General features: G+C 68.2%; 15 protein-coding genes. 8 read left to right on the top strand and 7 right to left on the bottom strand.

Annotated features, from left to right (window positions below; translation table 11 throughout):
- Positions 1-242 precede the first annotated feature (242 nt).
- Genes ABTU82_RS11150 through ABTU82_RS11140 form a run of 3 tightly spaced genes read left to right on the top strand, consistent with a single transcriptional unit; the run spans position 243 to position 2,061 of the window.
- Entirely contained in the window at positions 243-947 is a 705-nt protein-coding gene (locus ABTU82_RS11150; RefSeq protein ID WP_407173521.1) for a DUF3105 domain-containing protein, read from the top strand.
- A gap of 1 nt (position 948) precedes the next feature.
- Positions 949-1,614, top strand: a complete 666-nt coding sequence (locus ABTU82_RS11145; RefSeq protein WP_407173520.1) for a DUF305 domain-containing protein — start codon at positions 949-951, stop codon at positions 1,612-1,614.
- 42 nt (positions 1,615-1,656) lie between these two features.
- Positions 1,657-2,061 (top strand): hypothetical protein, encoded by a 405-nt coding sequence (locus tag ABTU82_RS11140; RefSeq protein WP_407173519.1) that lies wholly within the window; start codon positions 1,657-1,659, stop codon positions 2,059-2,061.
- On the opposite strand, the gene ABTU82_RS11135 is transcribed toward ABTU82_RS11140, so the two are convergent.
- The 4 genes from ABTU82_RS11135 to ABTU82_RS11120 all read right to left on the bottom strand — a co-directional run bounded on the left by ABTU82_RS11135 (position 2,009) and on the right by ABTU82_RS11120 (position 8,265).
- Entirely contained in the window at positions 2,009-4,504 is a 2,496-nt protein-coding gene (locus tag ABTU82_RS11135) for an HAD-IC family P-type ATPase (protein ID WP_407173518.1), read from the bottom strand. The genes ABTU82_RS11140 and ABTU82_RS11135 overlap by 53 nt on opposite strands.
- Positions 4,505-4,546: 42 nt before the next feature.
- Positions 4,547-5,518 carry a carbohydrate ABC transporter permease gene (locus ABTU82_RS11130; protein ID WP_116647817.1) on the bottom strand — a complete coding sequence of 324 codons (972 nt, stop codon included), beginning with the start codon at positions 5,516-5,518 and terminating at the stop codon, positions 4,547-4,549.
- A complete protein-coding gene (locus tag ABTU82_RS11125; protein WP_116647816.1) occupies positions 5,518-6,852 on the bottom strand; it encodes a carbohydrate ABC transporter permease in 1,335 nt (444 codons plus the stop codon). Before ABTU82_RS11125 ends, ABTU82_RS11130 begins: the two co-directional genes overlap by 1 nt.
- Positions 6,853-6,933: 81 nt before the next feature.
- A complete protein-coding gene (locus ABTU82_RS11120) occupies positions 6,934-8,265 on the bottom strand; it encodes an ABC transporter substrate-binding protein (RefSeq protein WP_407173515.1) in 1,332 nt (443 codons plus the stop codon).
- A gap of 272 nt (positions 8,266-8,537) precedes the next feature.
- Here ABTU82_RS11120 and ABTU82_RS11115 point away from each other — a divergent pair, with 272 nt between their 5' ends.
- Positions 8,538-9,539, top strand: a complete 1,002-nt coding sequence (locus ABTU82_RS11115; RefSeq protein WP_407173514.1) for a LacI family DNA-binding transcriptional regulator — start codon at positions 8,538-8,540, stop codon at positions 9,537-9,539.
- Between the two features lie 73 nt (positions 9,540-9,612).
- On the opposite strand, the gene rplL is transcribed toward ABTU82_RS11115, so the two are convergent.
- The 3 genes from rplL to ABTU82_RS11100 form a co-directional block, all read right to left on the bottom strand.
- Positions 9,613-10,002, bottom strand: a complete 390-nt coding sequence (gene rplL / locus ABTU82_RS11110) for a 50S ribosomal protein L7/L12 (RefSeq protein WP_116647813.1) — start codon at positions 10,000-10,002, stop codon at positions 9,613-9,615.
- Between the two features lie 45 nt (positions 10,003-10,047).
- Positions 10,048-10,563, bottom strand: coding sequence for a 50S ribosomal protein L10 (gene rplJ / locus ABTU82_RS11105; RefSeq protein ID WP_116647812.1), 516 nt, complete (start codon positions 10,561-10,563; stop codon positions 10,048-10,050).
- A gap of 365 nt (positions 10,564-10,928) precedes the next feature.
- Entirely contained in the window at positions 10,929-11,912 is a 984-nt protein-coding gene (locus ABTU82_RS11100; RefSeq protein ID WP_407173513.1) for a hypothetical protein, read from the bottom strand.
- A 229-nt stretch (positions 11,913-12,141) separates the two neighbouring features.
- Between ABTU82_RS11100 and ABTU82_RS11095 the strand changes: the two genes are divergently transcribed.
- The 4 genes from ABTU82_RS11095 to ABTU82_RS11080 all read left to right on the top strand — a co-directional run bounded on the left by ABTU82_RS11095 (position 12,142) and on the right by ABTU82_RS11080 (position 16,281).
- Entirely contained in the window at positions 12,142-12,816 is a 675-nt protein-coding gene (locus tag ABTU82_RS11095) for a YqaJ viral recombinase family protein (RefSeq protein ID WP_407173512.1), read from the top strand.
- A 121-nt stretch (positions 12,817-12,937) separates the two neighbouring features.
- On the top strand, positions 12,938-14,629 hold the full coding sequence (locus ABTU82_RS11090) for an MDR family MFS transporter (protein ID WP_407173511.1): 1,692 nt from the start codon (positions 12,938-12,940) through the stop codon (positions 14,627-14,629).
- Position 14,630: 1 nt separating this feature from the next.
- Positions 14,631-15,131, top strand: a complete 501-nt coding sequence (locus ABTU82_RS11085) for a MarR family winged helix-turn-helix transcriptional regulator (protein ID WP_407173510.1) — start codon at positions 14,631-14,633, stop codon at positions 15,129-15,131.
- A gap of 118 nt (positions 15,132-15,249) precedes the next feature.
- Positions 15,250-16,281 (top strand): NADP-dependent oxidoreductase, encoded by a 1,032-nt coding sequence (locus tag ABTU82_RS11080; RefSeq protein WP_407173509.1) that lies wholly within the window; start codon positions 15,250-15,252, stop codon positions 16,279-16,281.
- Positions 16,282-16,341 lie beyond the last annotated feature (60 nt).

Below are 16,341 nucleotides of genomic sequence, written 5' to 3'. Positions count from 1 at the left end.
ACACCCGGACGCGCCGGGCACCAGGAGGGAGATCGGTGCGACGACGGCGTTCGATCTCACAGGATCGAATCGATTCGGTCGTCTGATATCGATGATATCGAACCGATCCGGTCTGCGCACCGTGTCATTCATGACTGTTCGAGAGCATTCTCAGTCTCGAACGCATCCTCCCGCATAGGGTGAAACCGTCGGAGTTCCGCCGACGGTCCTCGCCCCCGAGCAGAAGCGCCCACACCACGCACATGTCTTCCGAGAATCGCCGCACCAGCGGCAACCCCGCCACGCAGTCGCAGATCAACCAGACGGTCAAGCAGCAGCGCGAGCAGAAGCGCCAGGAGAAGCTGGCCGAGTACCAGCGTCAGCTCGCCAAGCGCCGCCGCAGCAAGCTGCTGTGGTGGGTCGTGGGCGGTACCGCCGGGCTCGCGATCATCGCGCTCGTCGCCGCCTCGTTCATCTTCGCGCCGCAAGCGGCGCCCACGTACCCCGGCGCGAACGCCTCGGGCGCCGAAATCGAGGGCGTCGAGACCTTCGACCTCCCCAACAACCACGTCGAGGACGCCGTCACCTACGAGCAAACCCCGCCCGCCGGTGGCCCGCACAACGCCGTGTGGTTGAACTGCGGCGTGTACACCGAGCCCCAGGCGAACGAGAACGCCGTCCACTCGATGGAGCACGGCGCGGTCTGGGTGACCTACGACGCCAGCGCCGTGAGCGACGAAGAGCTCACGACCCTGAAGTCGAAGCTCCCCGCCACCTACATGCTCCTCTCGCCCTACGAGGGTCTCGACTCCCCCATCGTCTTGAGCGCCTGGAACCACCAGCTCAAGATCGACGCGGCCGACGACCCGCGCATCGAGCAGTTCTTCACGGAGTACTGGCGCAGCCAGAACGCCCCCGAGCCCAACGCCGTCTGCTCGGGCGCGCTCAACGGCCCCGGCAAGCTCTGACGTGACCGACGAGGCGAAGCCCGTCCGCCCCGCGACGCGGTGGATCCTCGTCGCGGTCGCGGTCCTGGCGATCGTGGCCGTCGCCTTCGCGCTCGGCCGGTTCACCGCGTTCGGGGCGACCGCCGCGCCGGCGCGCCCCTCGACGGTATCGGCTGAGGCGGGCTTCGCCCGCGACATGCAAGTGCACCACGAGCAGGCCGTCCGCATGGCGATGGAGATCTACCGCAAGACCTCCGACGACGAGCTGCGCATCCTCTCGCACGACATCGCGACCGCGCAGGCCGGGCAGCGCGGCGAGATGTACGGCTGGCTCGTCGAATGGGGTCTGTCCCAGACCGGCGGTCCGCTGATGTCGTGGATGTCCGACTCGTCGGCCCATCAGCACGATCCCGCCACGGCCACCGAGCAGGAGCTCCGCGACGAGATGGGCATGGCCACCGATGCGCAGCTCGCCGAGCTCGAAGCGGCCACCGGCTCCGAGGCGGACTGCCTCTTCCTCGAGCTGATGATCCGCCACCACCAGGGAGCGATCCCGATGGCCCAGGCCGTGGTCGAGCTGGGTCAGGAGCCGAGGGTGCTCACCGTCGCGCAGTCGATCATCACCGGGCAGTCCTCCGAGATCGATGCGATGCGATCGATGCAGACGCGCCTGAGCTGCGCCGCCTGACCGCTTCGACGCGATCGATCCGCCCGACGCTACAGTGATCGCATGACGACGGATGCTGCGACCCCCGCGCGCATGCGTCGTCCCGTCCTGGTGACGATCGTGCTCGTGCTGGTCTACCTCAGTGGGCTGTCCAACGCCGCCCTCGGTCTCCTCGTGCTACTCAGCCGTTACCAGGTGCCCGAAGCCGAGGTGCTCATCGTCTCCCTCCTCGGAGCCGGGATCATTCTTCTCGGGCTGCTGACGCTGGCCGTCGCGTCGGCCGTGGGCCGCGGGCGCCGCCTCGCGCGCCTCGCGGTGACCGTCTACCTCGTGGTGCAGTTCGTGCTGCACGTCATCACGGTCGCGACGACGTCGTGGGATCCGGTGACACTCATCCAGATCGTGGTCGACGTGTTCATCGTCGCCGCGCTGTGGGCGCCGCCGGGAAGTCGCTGGTTCCGCCGCTGACCGCCGCGAAGGGGTTCTCTCCGAGCGTGCGCACGAGGAAACGGCGATGGACGGCGCGCACGATCTCTATGCCCCCGACGGTCGCCACCGTGATGCCGGCGACCAGGTACGCCGCATCCTCACCCGGATCGATCAATTGGAAGAAGCCGGTCGACAGCGGGATCGTGAAGATCGCCAACAGGGCGATGAACATCGCCCCGATGACGAGCCCCTTCCACCGGTTGATCGGTCGCGACAGCACCGCGAGCACCCAGATGCCGATCACCGCGAGGATGATCGTCGCGCCGGTGCGCAGTTCGGGCTGGGCCACGCCCATCTCGGCCGCGATCCGCGCGTAGACGGTCAAGGCCACGGCGATGAGCACGCCCGAGGGGATCGCGAACGTCAACGAGCGCCGAAGGAAGCCGGGCACGTAGCGCTGCGCGTTCGGCATGAGGGCGAGGAAGAAGGCGGGGATGCCGATCGTCAGACCGTCGGTGATCGACAGCTGACGCGGGAGGAACGGGAACTCCATCACGAGCGCCCCGCAGAGGATCGCCAGCGTCGTGGCGTAGGCCGTCTTCGTCAGGAACAGCATCGACACGCGCTCGATGTTGGCGATCACCTGCCGCCCCTCCGCGACGACGTCGGGCAGGTGGGAGAACTGGCTGTCCAGCAGAACGAGGCGCGCGACCGCCTTCGTCGCGGCGGCTCCCGAGTTCATCGCGATACCGATGTCGGCGGTCTTGATCGCGAGGGCGTCGTTCACGCCGTCTCCGGTCATGGCCACCGTGTGCCCGCGGGCCTGGAGGGCCAGCACGATCCGCTTCTTCTGGTCGGGGGTCACGCGGCCGAAGACGATGTTCTTCTCCAGCACCTCGCCGAGCGCCGCCTCGTCGTCGGGCAGAGTGCGCGCGTCGACGCCCTCCCCCGCATCGACGCCCAGCTCGCGGGCGATCGCGGCGACCGTGCGCGGATTGTCGCCCGAGATGATCCGGATGCTGACGCCCTGGCGCCGGAAGTAGGCCAGCGTCTGGGCGGCGTCGGGCCTCACCTCCTCGCGGAAGGTCAGCACCGCGACGGGCTGGACAGCGCCGGGGAGACGCTCGGCCTCCATGTCGTCGTCCGACAGCGCAACGGGCGAGTGAGCGAGCACGAGCGTTCTCATCCCCGACGACGAGAGCGTCACCGAGAGCGAGCCCAGCGGCGTCGTGGTGTCGGTCGCCGCATCCGGGAACACCATCTCCGGAGCCCCCAGCACCCACGTTCCACCCCCGGCATCCGCGGCTCCGTCGAGCGTGACCGCGCTCCACTTGCGCGCCGACGAGAACGGCACGGTGCCCCGCACCTCGCGGGGTCGGGGCTCGGGGAACGGGTCGCGCAGGCACTTCGCCGTCGCGTTCGCATCGGGTGCGGCGCCGTACCAGGCGAGCGCATCACGCCACCCGGCAACCTCGGTCACGGGGTGCGCACCGTCGAAGCGGATCTCGCCCGCCGTGAGGGTGCCCGTCTTGTCGAGGCAGATGATGTCGACGCGCGCGAGGCCCTCCACGGCGGGCAGCTCGTTCACGAGCACCTGACGTGCCGCGAGCTTGGCCGCGCCGACCGCGAAGGCGATCGACGTCATGAGCACGAGGCCGAGCGGGATCATCGCGGTCAGCGCGGCGATCACGTTGACCACGGCCTGCGTCCACGCCCCGCTCTCCCAGGCCTGCACCCACCCGCCGGCGGCGACCATCTGCGCGTTCAGCACGAGCAGACCGATCGGCCCGATCCCCCAGCCGACCCAGGTCAGCACCCGGTTGATCGAGGTGCGAAGCTCGCTCGAGACCATGGAGAAGCGCTTGGCCTCGGCGGCGAACGAGTTGGCGTACGAGTCCGCTCCGACACGCACCACTCGTGCCGCGCCCTCCCCCGCCACGACGATCGAACCCGACAGCGCCTCGTCGCCCGGACGCTTGTCGACCGCGTCGGACTCGCCGGTGAGCATCGACTCGTCGATCTGCAGAGCCCGCTCCGACAGCACCACGGCATCGGCGGGCACCTGATCGCCGGCGCGGAGCACCAGCACGTCGTCGAGCACGATCGCGTCGGGTGTGATCTCGGCGTCTTCGCCGTCACGACGCACCCGGGCCAGCGGGGCGTTGAGCAGGGCGAGGCGATCGAGCGCGGCCTTCGCGCGGAACTCCTGCACGCACCCGATCACGGCGTTCGCCAGCGCGCTCAGCCCGAACAGGGCGTCCTGCCAGCGTCCCAGGAGCAGCAGCACGAGGAAGCAGCCACCGACGATCGCGTTGAAGAGGGTCAGCACGTTCGCACGGACGATGCTGCCGATGCTCCGGCTCGAGTCGGCGCGATACGCGTTGGTCGTGCCCGCTGCCACCCTCTCGGCGACCTGCGCCGTCGTCAGACCGGTCTCGACGTCGACCTGGACGAGCGGGGAGGGGGAGGCGGAAGCATCCATGGGCACACTGTATCCAGGAGTGCTTCCGCCCCGCGCCCTGTGTCAGCCCTTCGTCGCGCCGGCGAGCAGACCCCGCACGAAGAAGCGCTGCAGGGAGAAGAACACGATCAGCGGAACGATGATCGAGATGAACGCACCGGCGGACTGCAGGTACCAGCGATCACCCCACGACCCGGACAGCGAGTTCAACGTCTGCGTCAGAGGCAGAGACGATGTCGGCGCGAAGATCGTCGCGACGAGCAGGTCGTTCCACACCCAGAGGAACTGGAAGATCGCGAACGAGGCGATGGCCGGCATGGCCAGCGGCAGGATCATCCGGAAGAAGATCTGGCCGTGACCGGCACCGTCGACACGTGCCGCCTCGATCACTTCGGTCGGGATCTCCGAGATGAAGTTGTGCAGCAGGAAGATCGCGAGCGGGAGGGCGAAGATCGCGTGCGCGATCCACACCGTCGCGAAGCTGTGGTCGACATCTCGCAGCTCGAAACCCGGGAAGACGGCCGTGCCGCCGATCTCGAGGCCGCGCGAGAACAGCGACAGCAGCGGCACCAGCGCCATCTGGATCGGCACGATCTGCAGGGCGAAGACGAAGACGAACAGCAGGTTCTTGCCCTTGAAGTCGATCCACGCGAACGCGTACGCGGCGAGCGCGGCGATCGAGATCGGGATGATCGTGGCAGGGATCGAGATCGCGAGCGAGTTGAGGAACGAGTCGCCCAGCGTCAGCGCGGTGCCTCCCGACGTCAGCGCCTCGGAGTAGTTGTCGAGAGTGAACCCGGGGTTCACGAAGACCGTCCACCACCCCGACGTCTGGGAGTCGGCACCGGGTCGGAACGAGGTGACGAACAGACCGAATGTCGGAATCGTCCAGAAGATCGCGATGACGATCGCGATGATCGTCGCGGTCCGCGAGGTGAGCCGCTTGTGCGCCTCCGCCTCGTTGCGACGGGTCTCGCGAGCCGTCTTCCTGGCGGCGCGCGCGCTGTAGGCGGGGGCCTCCTGCACCGTGGCCATTATCGGATCTCCTTCTGCTTGCGCATCTGACGCGCGTTGTAGACGATCAGCGGCAGCACGAACAGGAACAGCACGACGGCCAGCGCCGACGAATGCCCGAAGCTCTGGAACCGCTGCTGCTGGTTGACCATCTCGAAGCCGAGCACGCTGGAGTTCGCGCGCCCGCCGGTCATGACCGCGACGATGTCGTACACCTTCAGCGAGGCGATGGTGATGGTGGTCAGCACCACGATGAGCGAGGCGCGGATGCCGGGCACGGTCACGTTGATGAATCGCTGCCACGGCGTCGTGCCGTCGAGCTGCGCGGCTTCGAGCTGCTCGGTCGGCACCGCCTTGATCGCGACCGACAGGATCACCATGGCGAAACCGGTCTGGGTCCAGATGAACACCGCCAGCAGCGCGAAGGTGTTCACGAGCGGCGTCTGATCGAGCCACCCGATGGGTTGACCGCCGAACAGCGTGACGATCGCGTTCAGGATGCCGATCTGCTCGCCCTGCCGGTAGTCGTAGACGAACTTCCAGATGATGCCGGCACCGACGAACGAGATGGCGAACGGCATGAAGACGAAGAGCTTCAGGATCTTCTCGCCGCGCGCCCGGTCGATGAACGCCGCGTACGCCAGCCCGATCGCCGTCGACAGGGTGGGGGCGAAGATCGCCCAGATGATCGTGTTGATGACCGACCAGAACCCCTCGGGGTTGGTGAAGGTCCAGATGTAGTTCTCCAGCCCCACGAACGTCTCGCCGCTCTTGTCGAAGAACGACTGGTAGATCGTCGAGATCGCGGGGTAGATGAGGCCGAGGAGCAGCAGGATGGCCGCCGGCAGCAGGAACACCACCAGCTGGAAGAAGTACCCGGCCCCCGCTCGCGAGCGGTAGTCGAAGAAGAACAGCAGTGCGCCGAGCGCGAGCGCGATGCCCACGACGTACAGAACGGCGTTCTGGTAGGGCCGCAGGAGCATGAAGGCGACTACCGGAACGGCGAAGCAGATCACGAGCCGCATCCAGAAGTAGCCGCGACCGGCCCGGGGGGCGAACTCGATGATGAGGAGGATCAGCGCGACCACGGCGCCGAAGGCGACGACCGCGATCGGGATCTGGACGAGCGGGTTCAGGTTGCCGATCCAGACGAAGAAGCTGTTCAGCGAGAACCCGATGGTCGTCTTGGGGGCATCGTCGACCGCCGGGGCGGCGAACAGCGCCACCAGCGCGACGACGAGCACCACGGCGGCGACGATCACGCCGATGGTGGCGGCGCGGCGGCCCGGCTGCGACGCGACAGCACGCGGCTGTTCCGGCGGAGCTTCCGGTGGCGCGGTGAGCGTATGCGACATTGTCATACCTTTCGCGTAGTGCGGAGAAGAGTACGCGCCGCGGGGATCATGGGATCCCCGCGGCGCGCACTCATTACGAGATCAGTTGTCGTACCCGGCCTGGATGTCGCTCAGGACCTGGTCGGTCGGGCGGCCGTCGATCCAGTTGACCATGCCCTTCCAGAAGGATCCGTTGCCGACGGTGGCCGGCATCAGGTCCGATGCGTCGAAGCGGACGACGGTCTCGGGGTCCTGCAGAAGCTCCATGGCTTCGGTGAGGAACTGGCTGGAAGCCAGCGACGGGTCGGCGTTCTTGTTGGCCGAGATGACGCCGCCCAGCTCCACACGGGCGTTGGCGAACTCGGGGGTCGACATGAACTCGAGCACCTGCTGCGTGGCCGCGGAGTCGGAGAACGCCGTGACGAACTCACCGCCGGCCTCGACGAAGGTCTCGCCGTCGGCTTCGATGCCCGGGAGCAGGAACGCGTAGACGTCGCCCTCGGGGCCGATCTCGGGGGTCGCGCCTGCGGCGGTCTTCGCCTCGAGGAAGTTCGCCGAGAGGAACGATGCCTGGTGGGTCATCGCGCAGCGACCGTCGGAGACAGCAGCGGCCACGTCGGCGAACGCCGTCGAGTTGATGCTCTTCACGTCGCCGTAGCCGGCGTTGACGTACTCGGGGTTGAGCAGGATCTCGCCGACCGCGTCGAAGGCGTCCTTGATCTTCGGATCGGTGAAGGGCACCTCGTTGGCGACCCACTGGTCGTAGACGTCGGCGCCGGACTGACGCAGCACGAGGTCTTCGATCCAGTCGGTTCCGGGCCAGCCGGATGCGGCGTCGGACGCGAAGCCGGCGCACCAGGGCGCGGTACCCGTGGTGTCGCGGATGGTCTGGGTGAGGGTGAGGAGCTCGTCGTAGGTCGTCGGGATCTCGACGCCCCACTCGGCGAACTGCTTCGGCGAGTACCAGACGTAGCCCTTGACGTTTCCGAGCATGGGAGCGGCGTAGAACACGTCGTCGACAGTGCCGTAGGTCTTCCAGTCGGGCGACCAGTTCGCGTCGACGTTCGACTCGACGGCTTCGGGTGCCGGCTTGACCTCGCCGGTGTCGACGAGCGCCTTGACGAGACCGGGCTGGGGAACGATCGCGATGTCGGGGGCGGAGCCGCCGGTGACCTTCGTGACGATGTTGCCCTCGAAGCTCTTGTCGCCGGTGTAGACGACCTCGATCCCGGTGTCCGCGGTGAACTGCTCGAACGACGCGTTGAGGTCGTCTGCCTCGACACCGGTGATGCCACCGGCGATCTGCACGGTCTGGCCCTCGACGGAGCCCGAGTCGTCCGAGGTGCCACCCTCTGCGCAGCCTGCAAGAGCAAGCCCCGCGATGCCGATGAACGCGATCGGTACGATCACGCGGCGTCGCTGCGAACTGATCATGTGATTCCTCCTCTTCGAGGGCGCGGGCGCGACTTGCACCTGCGCAGGTTCCGTTCGGGAACCGATTCCACACCAAGGTAAGCGAGATACTCACCGGATACAACGGTGAATCATCACGAAACGATAACCTCGCGTGAAACCCGCGCCCGCCGCATCCGACACCGTGTGGAACCGGTTCTCTTTTTTCGCGCTCTGCACTATGGTTTCTGTGATCCGGATCGGCGACGCCGCCGTCCGTGTGCAGAGATGCCGCGATGCAGGAAGGGCTACCAGTGAGCGGAATCGCCGATGTCGCACGCCTGGCGGGCGTCTCGAAGTCGACGGCGAGCCGCGCCCTCACGGGGGGCGGGTACGTCTCGGATGCGACCCGGCGACGGGTACAGGATGCCGCGGGATCGCTCGGCTACGTGCCCACCACGAGTGCGGTCAGCCTCGCGACCGGCCGCACGAACACGGTCGCCCTCATCGTGCCGCGCGTCAATCGCTGGTACTTCGGCTCGATCATCGAGGGTGTCGAGCGCACGCTCATCCCGCGCGGCTACGACCTGACGCTGTACGTCGCCGAGCCCGACTCACGCGATCGGGCGAGCCTGTACACGCACTTCCTCGCCCGCAAGAGATTCGACGGCGTCATCGCCGTCGCCCTCGAGCCCGACGACGCCGACATCGCCCGGCTGCTCTCGTTCGGCAAGCCCACCGTCTGCATCGGCAACGAACTGGCCGAGATCGCCACGCTCGGCATCGACAACACCGCCATCGGCCGCATGATCACCCAGCATCTGCTGGCGCTCGGCCATCGAGCCATCGTGTTCCTCGGCGCGACACCGAAGGGCGAGCCCACCGCCCACGACGTGATCGACCGCATCGCCGGCTATCGCCAGGCGATGTCGGGCGCGGGACTGTCGGATCGAATCGGCATCCACGAATCGACACTCACGATCACCGACGGCTACGCCGCCGCCGCCGCCCTGCTCGCCGATGTCGAAAGCCGACCCACCGCCATCGTCGCGGCCTGCGACGAGATCGCGATCGGCGCGATCGTCGCCGCCCGCCGGCTGGGTATCGCCGTCCCCTCCCAGCTCAGCGTCGTCGGAGTCGACGGCCACGACTACGCGGAGATGTTCGCGTTGACGACGGTGGAGCAGCGCCCCGCCGCGCAGGGCGAGCAGGCCGTCGACATCCTCCTCGGGATGGTCGACAACGCCGACGCCCCCGCACGGTCGACGATCCCGGTGCAGCTCGTCGTCCGGGCCTCCACCGCCGCACCCCGCTGACGGGGCACGATCCGGGGCCCACGACGAAGGGCCCCGGATGCTGCGAAGCATCCGGGGCCCTTCGTGGACAGGGTTACTTGAGGGTAACGCTGGCGCCGGCCTCTTCGAGAGCGGCCTTCGCCTTGTCAGCGGCGTCCTTGGTCGCGCCCTCGAGCACGGCCTTGGGGGCACCGTCGACGACGGCCTTGGCCTCGCCGAGGCCGAGCGAGGTGAGCTCGCGGACGACCTTGATGACCTGGATCTTCTTGTCGCCGACCGAGTCGAGGATGACGTCGAAGGAGTCCTTGACCTCTTCCTCTTCGGCGGGGGCGCCACCGGCGGGGGCACCGGCAGCGGCGACGGCGACCGGAGCCGCAGCGGTGACCTCGAAGGTCTCCTCGAACTTCTTGACGAACTCGCTGAGCTCGATGAGCGTGAGCTCCTTGAAGGCGTCGAGCAGCTCGTCAGTGGTGAGCTTTGCCATGATGATTCTCCTTGATCGGGGTTATTCGTACCGCGCCTGACCGTGTCAGGCTGCGGACTCCTGCTTGTCGCGCAGCGCATCGACCGTGCGAACGGCCTTCGACAGCGGTGCGTTGAACAGATATGCGGCGCCGAACAGCGAGGCCTTCATCGCACCGGCGAGCTTCGCCAGCAGGACTTCACGGCTCTCGAGGTCGGCGAGCTTGTTGACCTCATCCGCGGTCAGGGCGGCACCGTCGAAGTACCCACCCTTGATCACGAGAAGAGGATTAGCCTTGGCGAAGGCGCGCAGCCCCTTCGCGACGGCGACCGGGTCACCGTGCACGAAGGCGATGGCCGACGGACCCTTGAGTTCGTCGTCCAGACCCGTCACGCCCGCGTTGGACGCGGCGATCTTGGTCAGCGTGTTCTTCACCACGGCGTACTCCGCGTCCTGACGGATGTTGTTGCGCAGCTCCTTGAGCTGGGCAACCGTCAGACCGCGGTACTCGGTCAGCAGAACGGCGGTCGAGTCCTCGAAGTGCTTCGTGAGCTCGGCAACCGATGCGTCCTTCTGCGCCATGGCCACTCCTTGTGTGTACGAGACGCACCGCGGGAGCGGGCGTCGGGCCGCAGCATCCGGTCTTTCCCCAGCAATGAAAAAACGCTCCGGCGCAAGGCACGGAGCGTGGTTCCCGATCGGGAATTCGTTCGTACACCTGCGCAGGTCTGCGTTCACGATCCCTCGCGGGATTCGCGTCAGCTGCTTCGATCGTGCTGCGCTTTCGCGCACCCCGATGACCGGCGGTCTTTGGCTTACCCCCCACCATACGCCCCCGCCCCCGCCCCCACCAAATCCCCCAACGCACGCCGTGTGCCCGAGAGAGCACGTAAGAGCCGCGCCCACGCCGTGCGCTCGAGCAGAACCCGTGCGCTCGCGCCGCAGCGTCAGCGGGGTGGACGTACGCCGAACGCCGCGAGACGCTCGCCGAGCGCGCGCGGGCTTGCGATGTGGCGGTCACCCCACCTCACCAGGGGGCGCCGGGTCGTTCCGCGGATCCAGTCCTCGCGCTGCTTCTCCTCGAGCATCACCTGTTCGATGGAGCGACCCGATCGCATGACGCGATCGGTGTACTTCGTGGCGCCGTCGAACTCGCCCCACGTCGCCGCATCCTCGATGCCCACATCGACCCAGTAGAAGCTGCCCCCGGGCGAGGGCACCGGAACCTGCAGTCTGAGCCTGCGGAATCCCAACCTGAGCAACTGCAGCCGACTGACACTCTCTCCCGGCAGCTGCGCGAGGCCGTCGGCGGTCTCGGCCGTCCAGCGCGCCCGTCGGACCCCACGGACCCCTGTCGCATCGTGGAGCCGACGTCGCATCCCCTCCCGCCACTGCCCCGCGGCAGCCTCGTCCACGGTGTAGCCATCGACGCTGACGAGCCGCATCCCCGCGTCGGCTGCAGCGAGTGCCGCTTCCATCGATAGCGTGCGCGAGAGGTCGAAGACCGTTCGCTCGAGAGTCGTGCACGGCACCCCCTCGATGATCGTCACGTCGGATTCGGGCAGGTCGAGCCGGTGACGCATGACGTCGCTTCCGCTCGAGATCGCCGCATCCGTGCGGGACGTCAGGTGGACGCGGGGCGTGGGAGTTCGCCACAACGGCAGGCCCCACATGACCGCGGCCGCCGTGTGCGACGCCACGACGGCGGCGCTGCGAGCGTCCTCCATGACGGCCCAGACGTGGAGGAGATGGCGCGACTCGGACCACAGCCCCCGCCACTCCTCCTCGCGGACGAACCATCCGCGACGGACGCGCCGCAGCTCTCCTCGCTGCAATTCCGCCTCGATGGAGCGTCGAGTCGCTCCTTCGAGGAACAGATCCTCGCGCGTTCGCAGGAGGCGCCGCGCCTCACCCGGCCCAAGATGTCGCATGCGACCACTTCAGCCCCTCTGCGCGCCCGTGCAGGCCCCGCATCTGCATATGCCGACTTCCCTCCGCACTGACGCCCCTGTGCAGGAGAGGGCGACGAGGCGCGAACGCACGGGTTGTTGCCGAACGCACGGCCGCGGCGCGGCAGTACGCCGCGCTCTCGGACCGAAGCCGTGATCTCGACGCGCGTCGAGGCGCGCACGGCGGGGAGACGGGGTTAGGGTCGAACGCATGTCCCCCGAACTGTCCGCGCGCAGCCCTGAGCTGGCAGCGCGGATCGTGGCCGACTCGCGCGACCGGGTCGCGTGGGTGCGCGCACGCTCGCGGGGGATCACCGCCACCGACGTCGCCGCGTTGACGAGCGACCGGGTCATCCCCCGGGCAGCCGACGCGAAGCTGCTCGGATCGGGGTTCTCCGGCAACGCCTACACGGCGCACGGCAAGGCACGCGAGCCCGAGATCGCCGCGTGGGTCGCCGCGACGCACGGGATCCAGCCGTCCTCGGCACTGTTCCACGCGGTCGTCGAGAAGCGACACCTCGCGACACCCGACGGTGTGACGGTGGATGCTGCGGGGCGGGTCATCCTCGCCGAGATCAAGACGACGAACAAGAAGTGGCGCAGCATCCCGCGCACCTATCTGCGACAGGTCTGGTGGCAGCAGCACGTGCTCGGCGCCGAGCGCACGCTCGTCACGTGGGAGGAGCACGACGAGTTCGTGCCCGTCGGAGACGAGCCTCAGTGCCAGTGGGTCGACCGCGACGAACGCGAGATCGACAACCTGGTGCGTCTGGCCACGGCGCTGATCGACGAGCTGCACCGCCGCACCATGGCGGCGCGAGCACCCGCCCCGCGCGTCGAACCTCCGCGCGAGAGATTCCGCGCACTCGCGCTGACCGACGGCTGAGCAGCGCACCGCACGATGCGGGGATAGTTGACGAAAGTCAAACAATCGGAGTAAGGTTGACGAAAGTCAACTATCGCGTCGACGGTGTCGCGACTCTTCTTCCTCGTTCGCAAAGGTTCTCATGGCCACCACTGCTTCCGAGCCCGCAACCGCGCCACGGCGCGTGCTGCCCGCGCTCATCGGACTCCTCCTCGGGATGTTCGTGTCGATGCTCGCATCGACCGTCGTCTCGACATCGCTGCCCGTCATCGTTCACGACCTCAACGGCGACCAGGCCGCCTTTACCTGGGTCATCACCTCGACCCTGCTGACGACCGCGATCTCGACGCCGATCTGGGGCAAGCTCGCCGACCTGTTCAACCGCAAGCTGCTGATCCAGATCGCCATCGCGATCTTCGTGCTCGCGACGGCGGCCGCCGGCTTCTCGCAGAACACCGAGATGCTCATCGCGTTCCGCGCGGTTCAGGGACTCGGCGCCGGCGGCCTCGCCGCGCTGAGCCAGGTCATCATGGCCGACATCATCAGCCCCCGCGAGCGCGGCCGCTACATGGGTCTGTTCGGCGCCGTCATGGCCGTCGCCACCGTCGGCGGCCCGCTCCTCGGCGGAGTCATCACCGACTCGTTCGGCTGGCGCTTCAACTTCTTCGTCGCGCTCCCCTTCGCGGTCGCGGCGCTGTTCATCCAGCAGCGCACCCTGCACCTCCCGGCCCGACCGAAGCGGGCGGTGAAGATCGACTACTTCGGCATCGTGCTGCTCGCGACCGCGGTCTCGCTGATCCTCATCTGGGTCACCAACGCGGGCAAGGACTACGACTGGTGGAGCACCGAGACCGTGCTGATGGTCGGCGGTGCGATCGTCTCGGCCGTCCTGTTCGTCATCGTCGAACTGCGCGTGTCGGAGCCCCTCGTGCCCCTCACGCTCTTCCGCAACCGCACGTTCACCCTCGCCACGATCGCCTCGATCGCGACCGGCCTTGCGATGTTCGGCACCGCGGTGTTCCTCAGCCAGTACATGCAGATGGCGCGCGGGGCGACCCCGACCGAGGCCGGTGTCATGACGATCCCCATGATCGCGGGGCTCCTCCTCGCATCCGTGATCGTCGGTTCGCTCATCTCGCGCTACGGCCACTGGAAGCCCTACCTCATCGCCGGTGGCGTGCTGCTGATCGCCGGGTCGTCCCTCCTGTCGACGATCCACTACGACACGAACTTCGTTCTCGTCTCGGTCTACATGGCGCTCCTGGGCGCCGGCGTGGGCATGACGATGCAGAACCTCGTGCTGATCGTGCAGAACACCGCGCGTCCGGAGGTCATGGGGGCCGCGAGCTCCGGCGTGACGTTCTTCCGCAGCCTCGGCGGCACCGTCGGCGTCTCGGTCATGGGCGCGGCCCTGGCGACGACCGCCGCCGGCCTCTTCGTCGATCGCGGAGCCGACATCGCGACGGCGATCGCGGGCCTCGGCGCCGACGGCGCCGCAGTAGCGGCGCAGCTGCAGTCCGGAACGATCCCGCAGGTCTCGGCGCTCCCCGAGTCCGTACGGATCATCGTCGAGGACATCTACGCGCAGTCGATCGCGAGCTCGTTCCTCATCGCGGTGCCGATCGCCGTGATCAGCCTGATCGCGATCATCTTCCTGCCGAACCACCCGCTGAACCGCATGACGACGAGCGAGCGGATCCACGCCGGAGAAGCCGACCTCGCGACGGTCTCGACCTCCGAGGGCATGTCGGTGCTCGCCGGAACCGGTACGGTCACGACCGTTCCCGAGAGCGACGCACGTGCAACGCGCTTGTCCGTCGGCGAGAATGACTGACATGACCGCCACCGACTCCCCCGCCGACGCGACGATCCCGGTCGACGCACCGGCGGGGGATGACCGGTCCGTCGCGGTCGAGGCGCTGGAGGGCTCGTTCGCCGAGCTGATGATGGCCTACCGCCGCCACCTCGCCGCGGCGGCCGACCGCGTGCACCCCGGCATGCTCCCCGGCACCTTCAAGGTGCTGTCGTTGATCGGTCGCTCGGGGTCGACCACGCTCTCGGCCCTCACCGAGCACCTGGCGTCCGACAAGGGGCTCGTCAGCCGCAGCGTCTCGGAGCTCGAGGGGCTCGGACTCGTCGCGCGCACGCTCGACCCGGGTGATCGACGGTCTCGACTCATCACGGTCACCCCCGAGGGCGCGGAGCGCCTGGCCGTCGCCCGCGCTCCGCAGAAGGGGCGCCTGTTCACCGTGCTGGAGGACTGGTCGATCGACGACATCCGCCATCTCACCCGCCTGCTGCATTCGCTCGCCTCCGGCGAGACGCCGGAGGCCTGAAGGGCGAGCTTCTTTCCGCGGTGACACCCGCGTAACACCGCGGAGACACTTCCGCGGTTGACTGGTGTCCGTCGCCGGCACCGTCGCCGTCGTCGCCCATCGCACGGAAGGAGCGCCGATGAGATTCCGGCCCCACCGCCCCGAGTCCCCCTCCGACGTCGCGCTCGCCGATCCGCCCGCGCTGCCGTCGACGATGAACGCCGCGGTCATCGACAGGACGGGGGATGCTGCGCAGCTGCACCTCGCGACGATCGACACCCCCGTACCGGTGCTGAGCGAGGTGCTCGTGCGGGTCGTCGCCGCCGGCGTCAATCCGATCGACGCCAAGACGCGATCGGGCGCGGGAGTGTCGGCCGCGATCGGTTCGTTCCCGACGGTACTCGGCTTCGACTTCAGCGGCGTCGTCGTGAAATCCCCGTACGAGGCGCACGCGTTCCCCGTGGGAACGGAGGTGTTCGGTATGGCGGGTTTCCCCCGCACCGGCGGCACCTACGCGGAGTACGTCACGGTGCCCGCGCTCTCGCTCGCGCGCAAGCCCGCGTCACTCTCGCACGTCGAAGCCGCCGGCGTGCCGGTGGCGGCGCTGACCGCGTGGGGCCTGGTGGTCGAGACCGCCCTCGCTCACGAGGGGCAGCGCATCCTCATCCACGCCGGCAGCGGAGGCGTGGGCCATTTCGCGGTGCAGTTCGCGTCGTACTTCGGGGCGCAGGTCATCGCGACGGGCTCCGTCCGCAATGCCGACTGGCTGCGCGAACTCGGCGCCCGCACCGTCATCGACCACGCCACCCAGCGCTTCGAGGATCACGTCTCCGACGTCGACGTGGTGATCGATCTCGTCGGCAACGTCATGGACGACACGGGCACCCGCTCGCTCCGGGTGCTCCGTCCGGGCGGACTGCTCATCGAGGTGCCGACCGGCGCCTGGCCGGGGTTCTACGAGGCGGCGACCGCCGAAGGCTTCCGCGCCACGAGCTTCAAGGTCGTGCCCGACGGCGGAACGCTCGCGACGGTCGCACGCCTGCTCGAGTCGGGCGCCGTGCAGGTCTACGTGGATCGGGTGTTCGGGCTCGACGAGGCGGCCGACGCGCACCGCGAGCTCGAACACGGACACACGCGGGGCAAGCTCGTCCTGCGCGTCAGCGACGACTGATCCGAACCGCCCGTTGCGCGAGGGGGGTCGCGCAACGGGTGCCCCGGTGGGAGGGTGGGG

The sequence above is a fragment of the Microbacterium deferens genome (assembly GCF_045517775.1).
In the GTDB taxonomy this organism is placed as follows: domain Bacteria; phylum Actinomycetota; class Actinomycetes; order Actinomycetales; family Microbacteriaceae; genus Microbacterium.
This window is presented reverse-complemented; position numbering and strand designations above follow the sequence as displayed.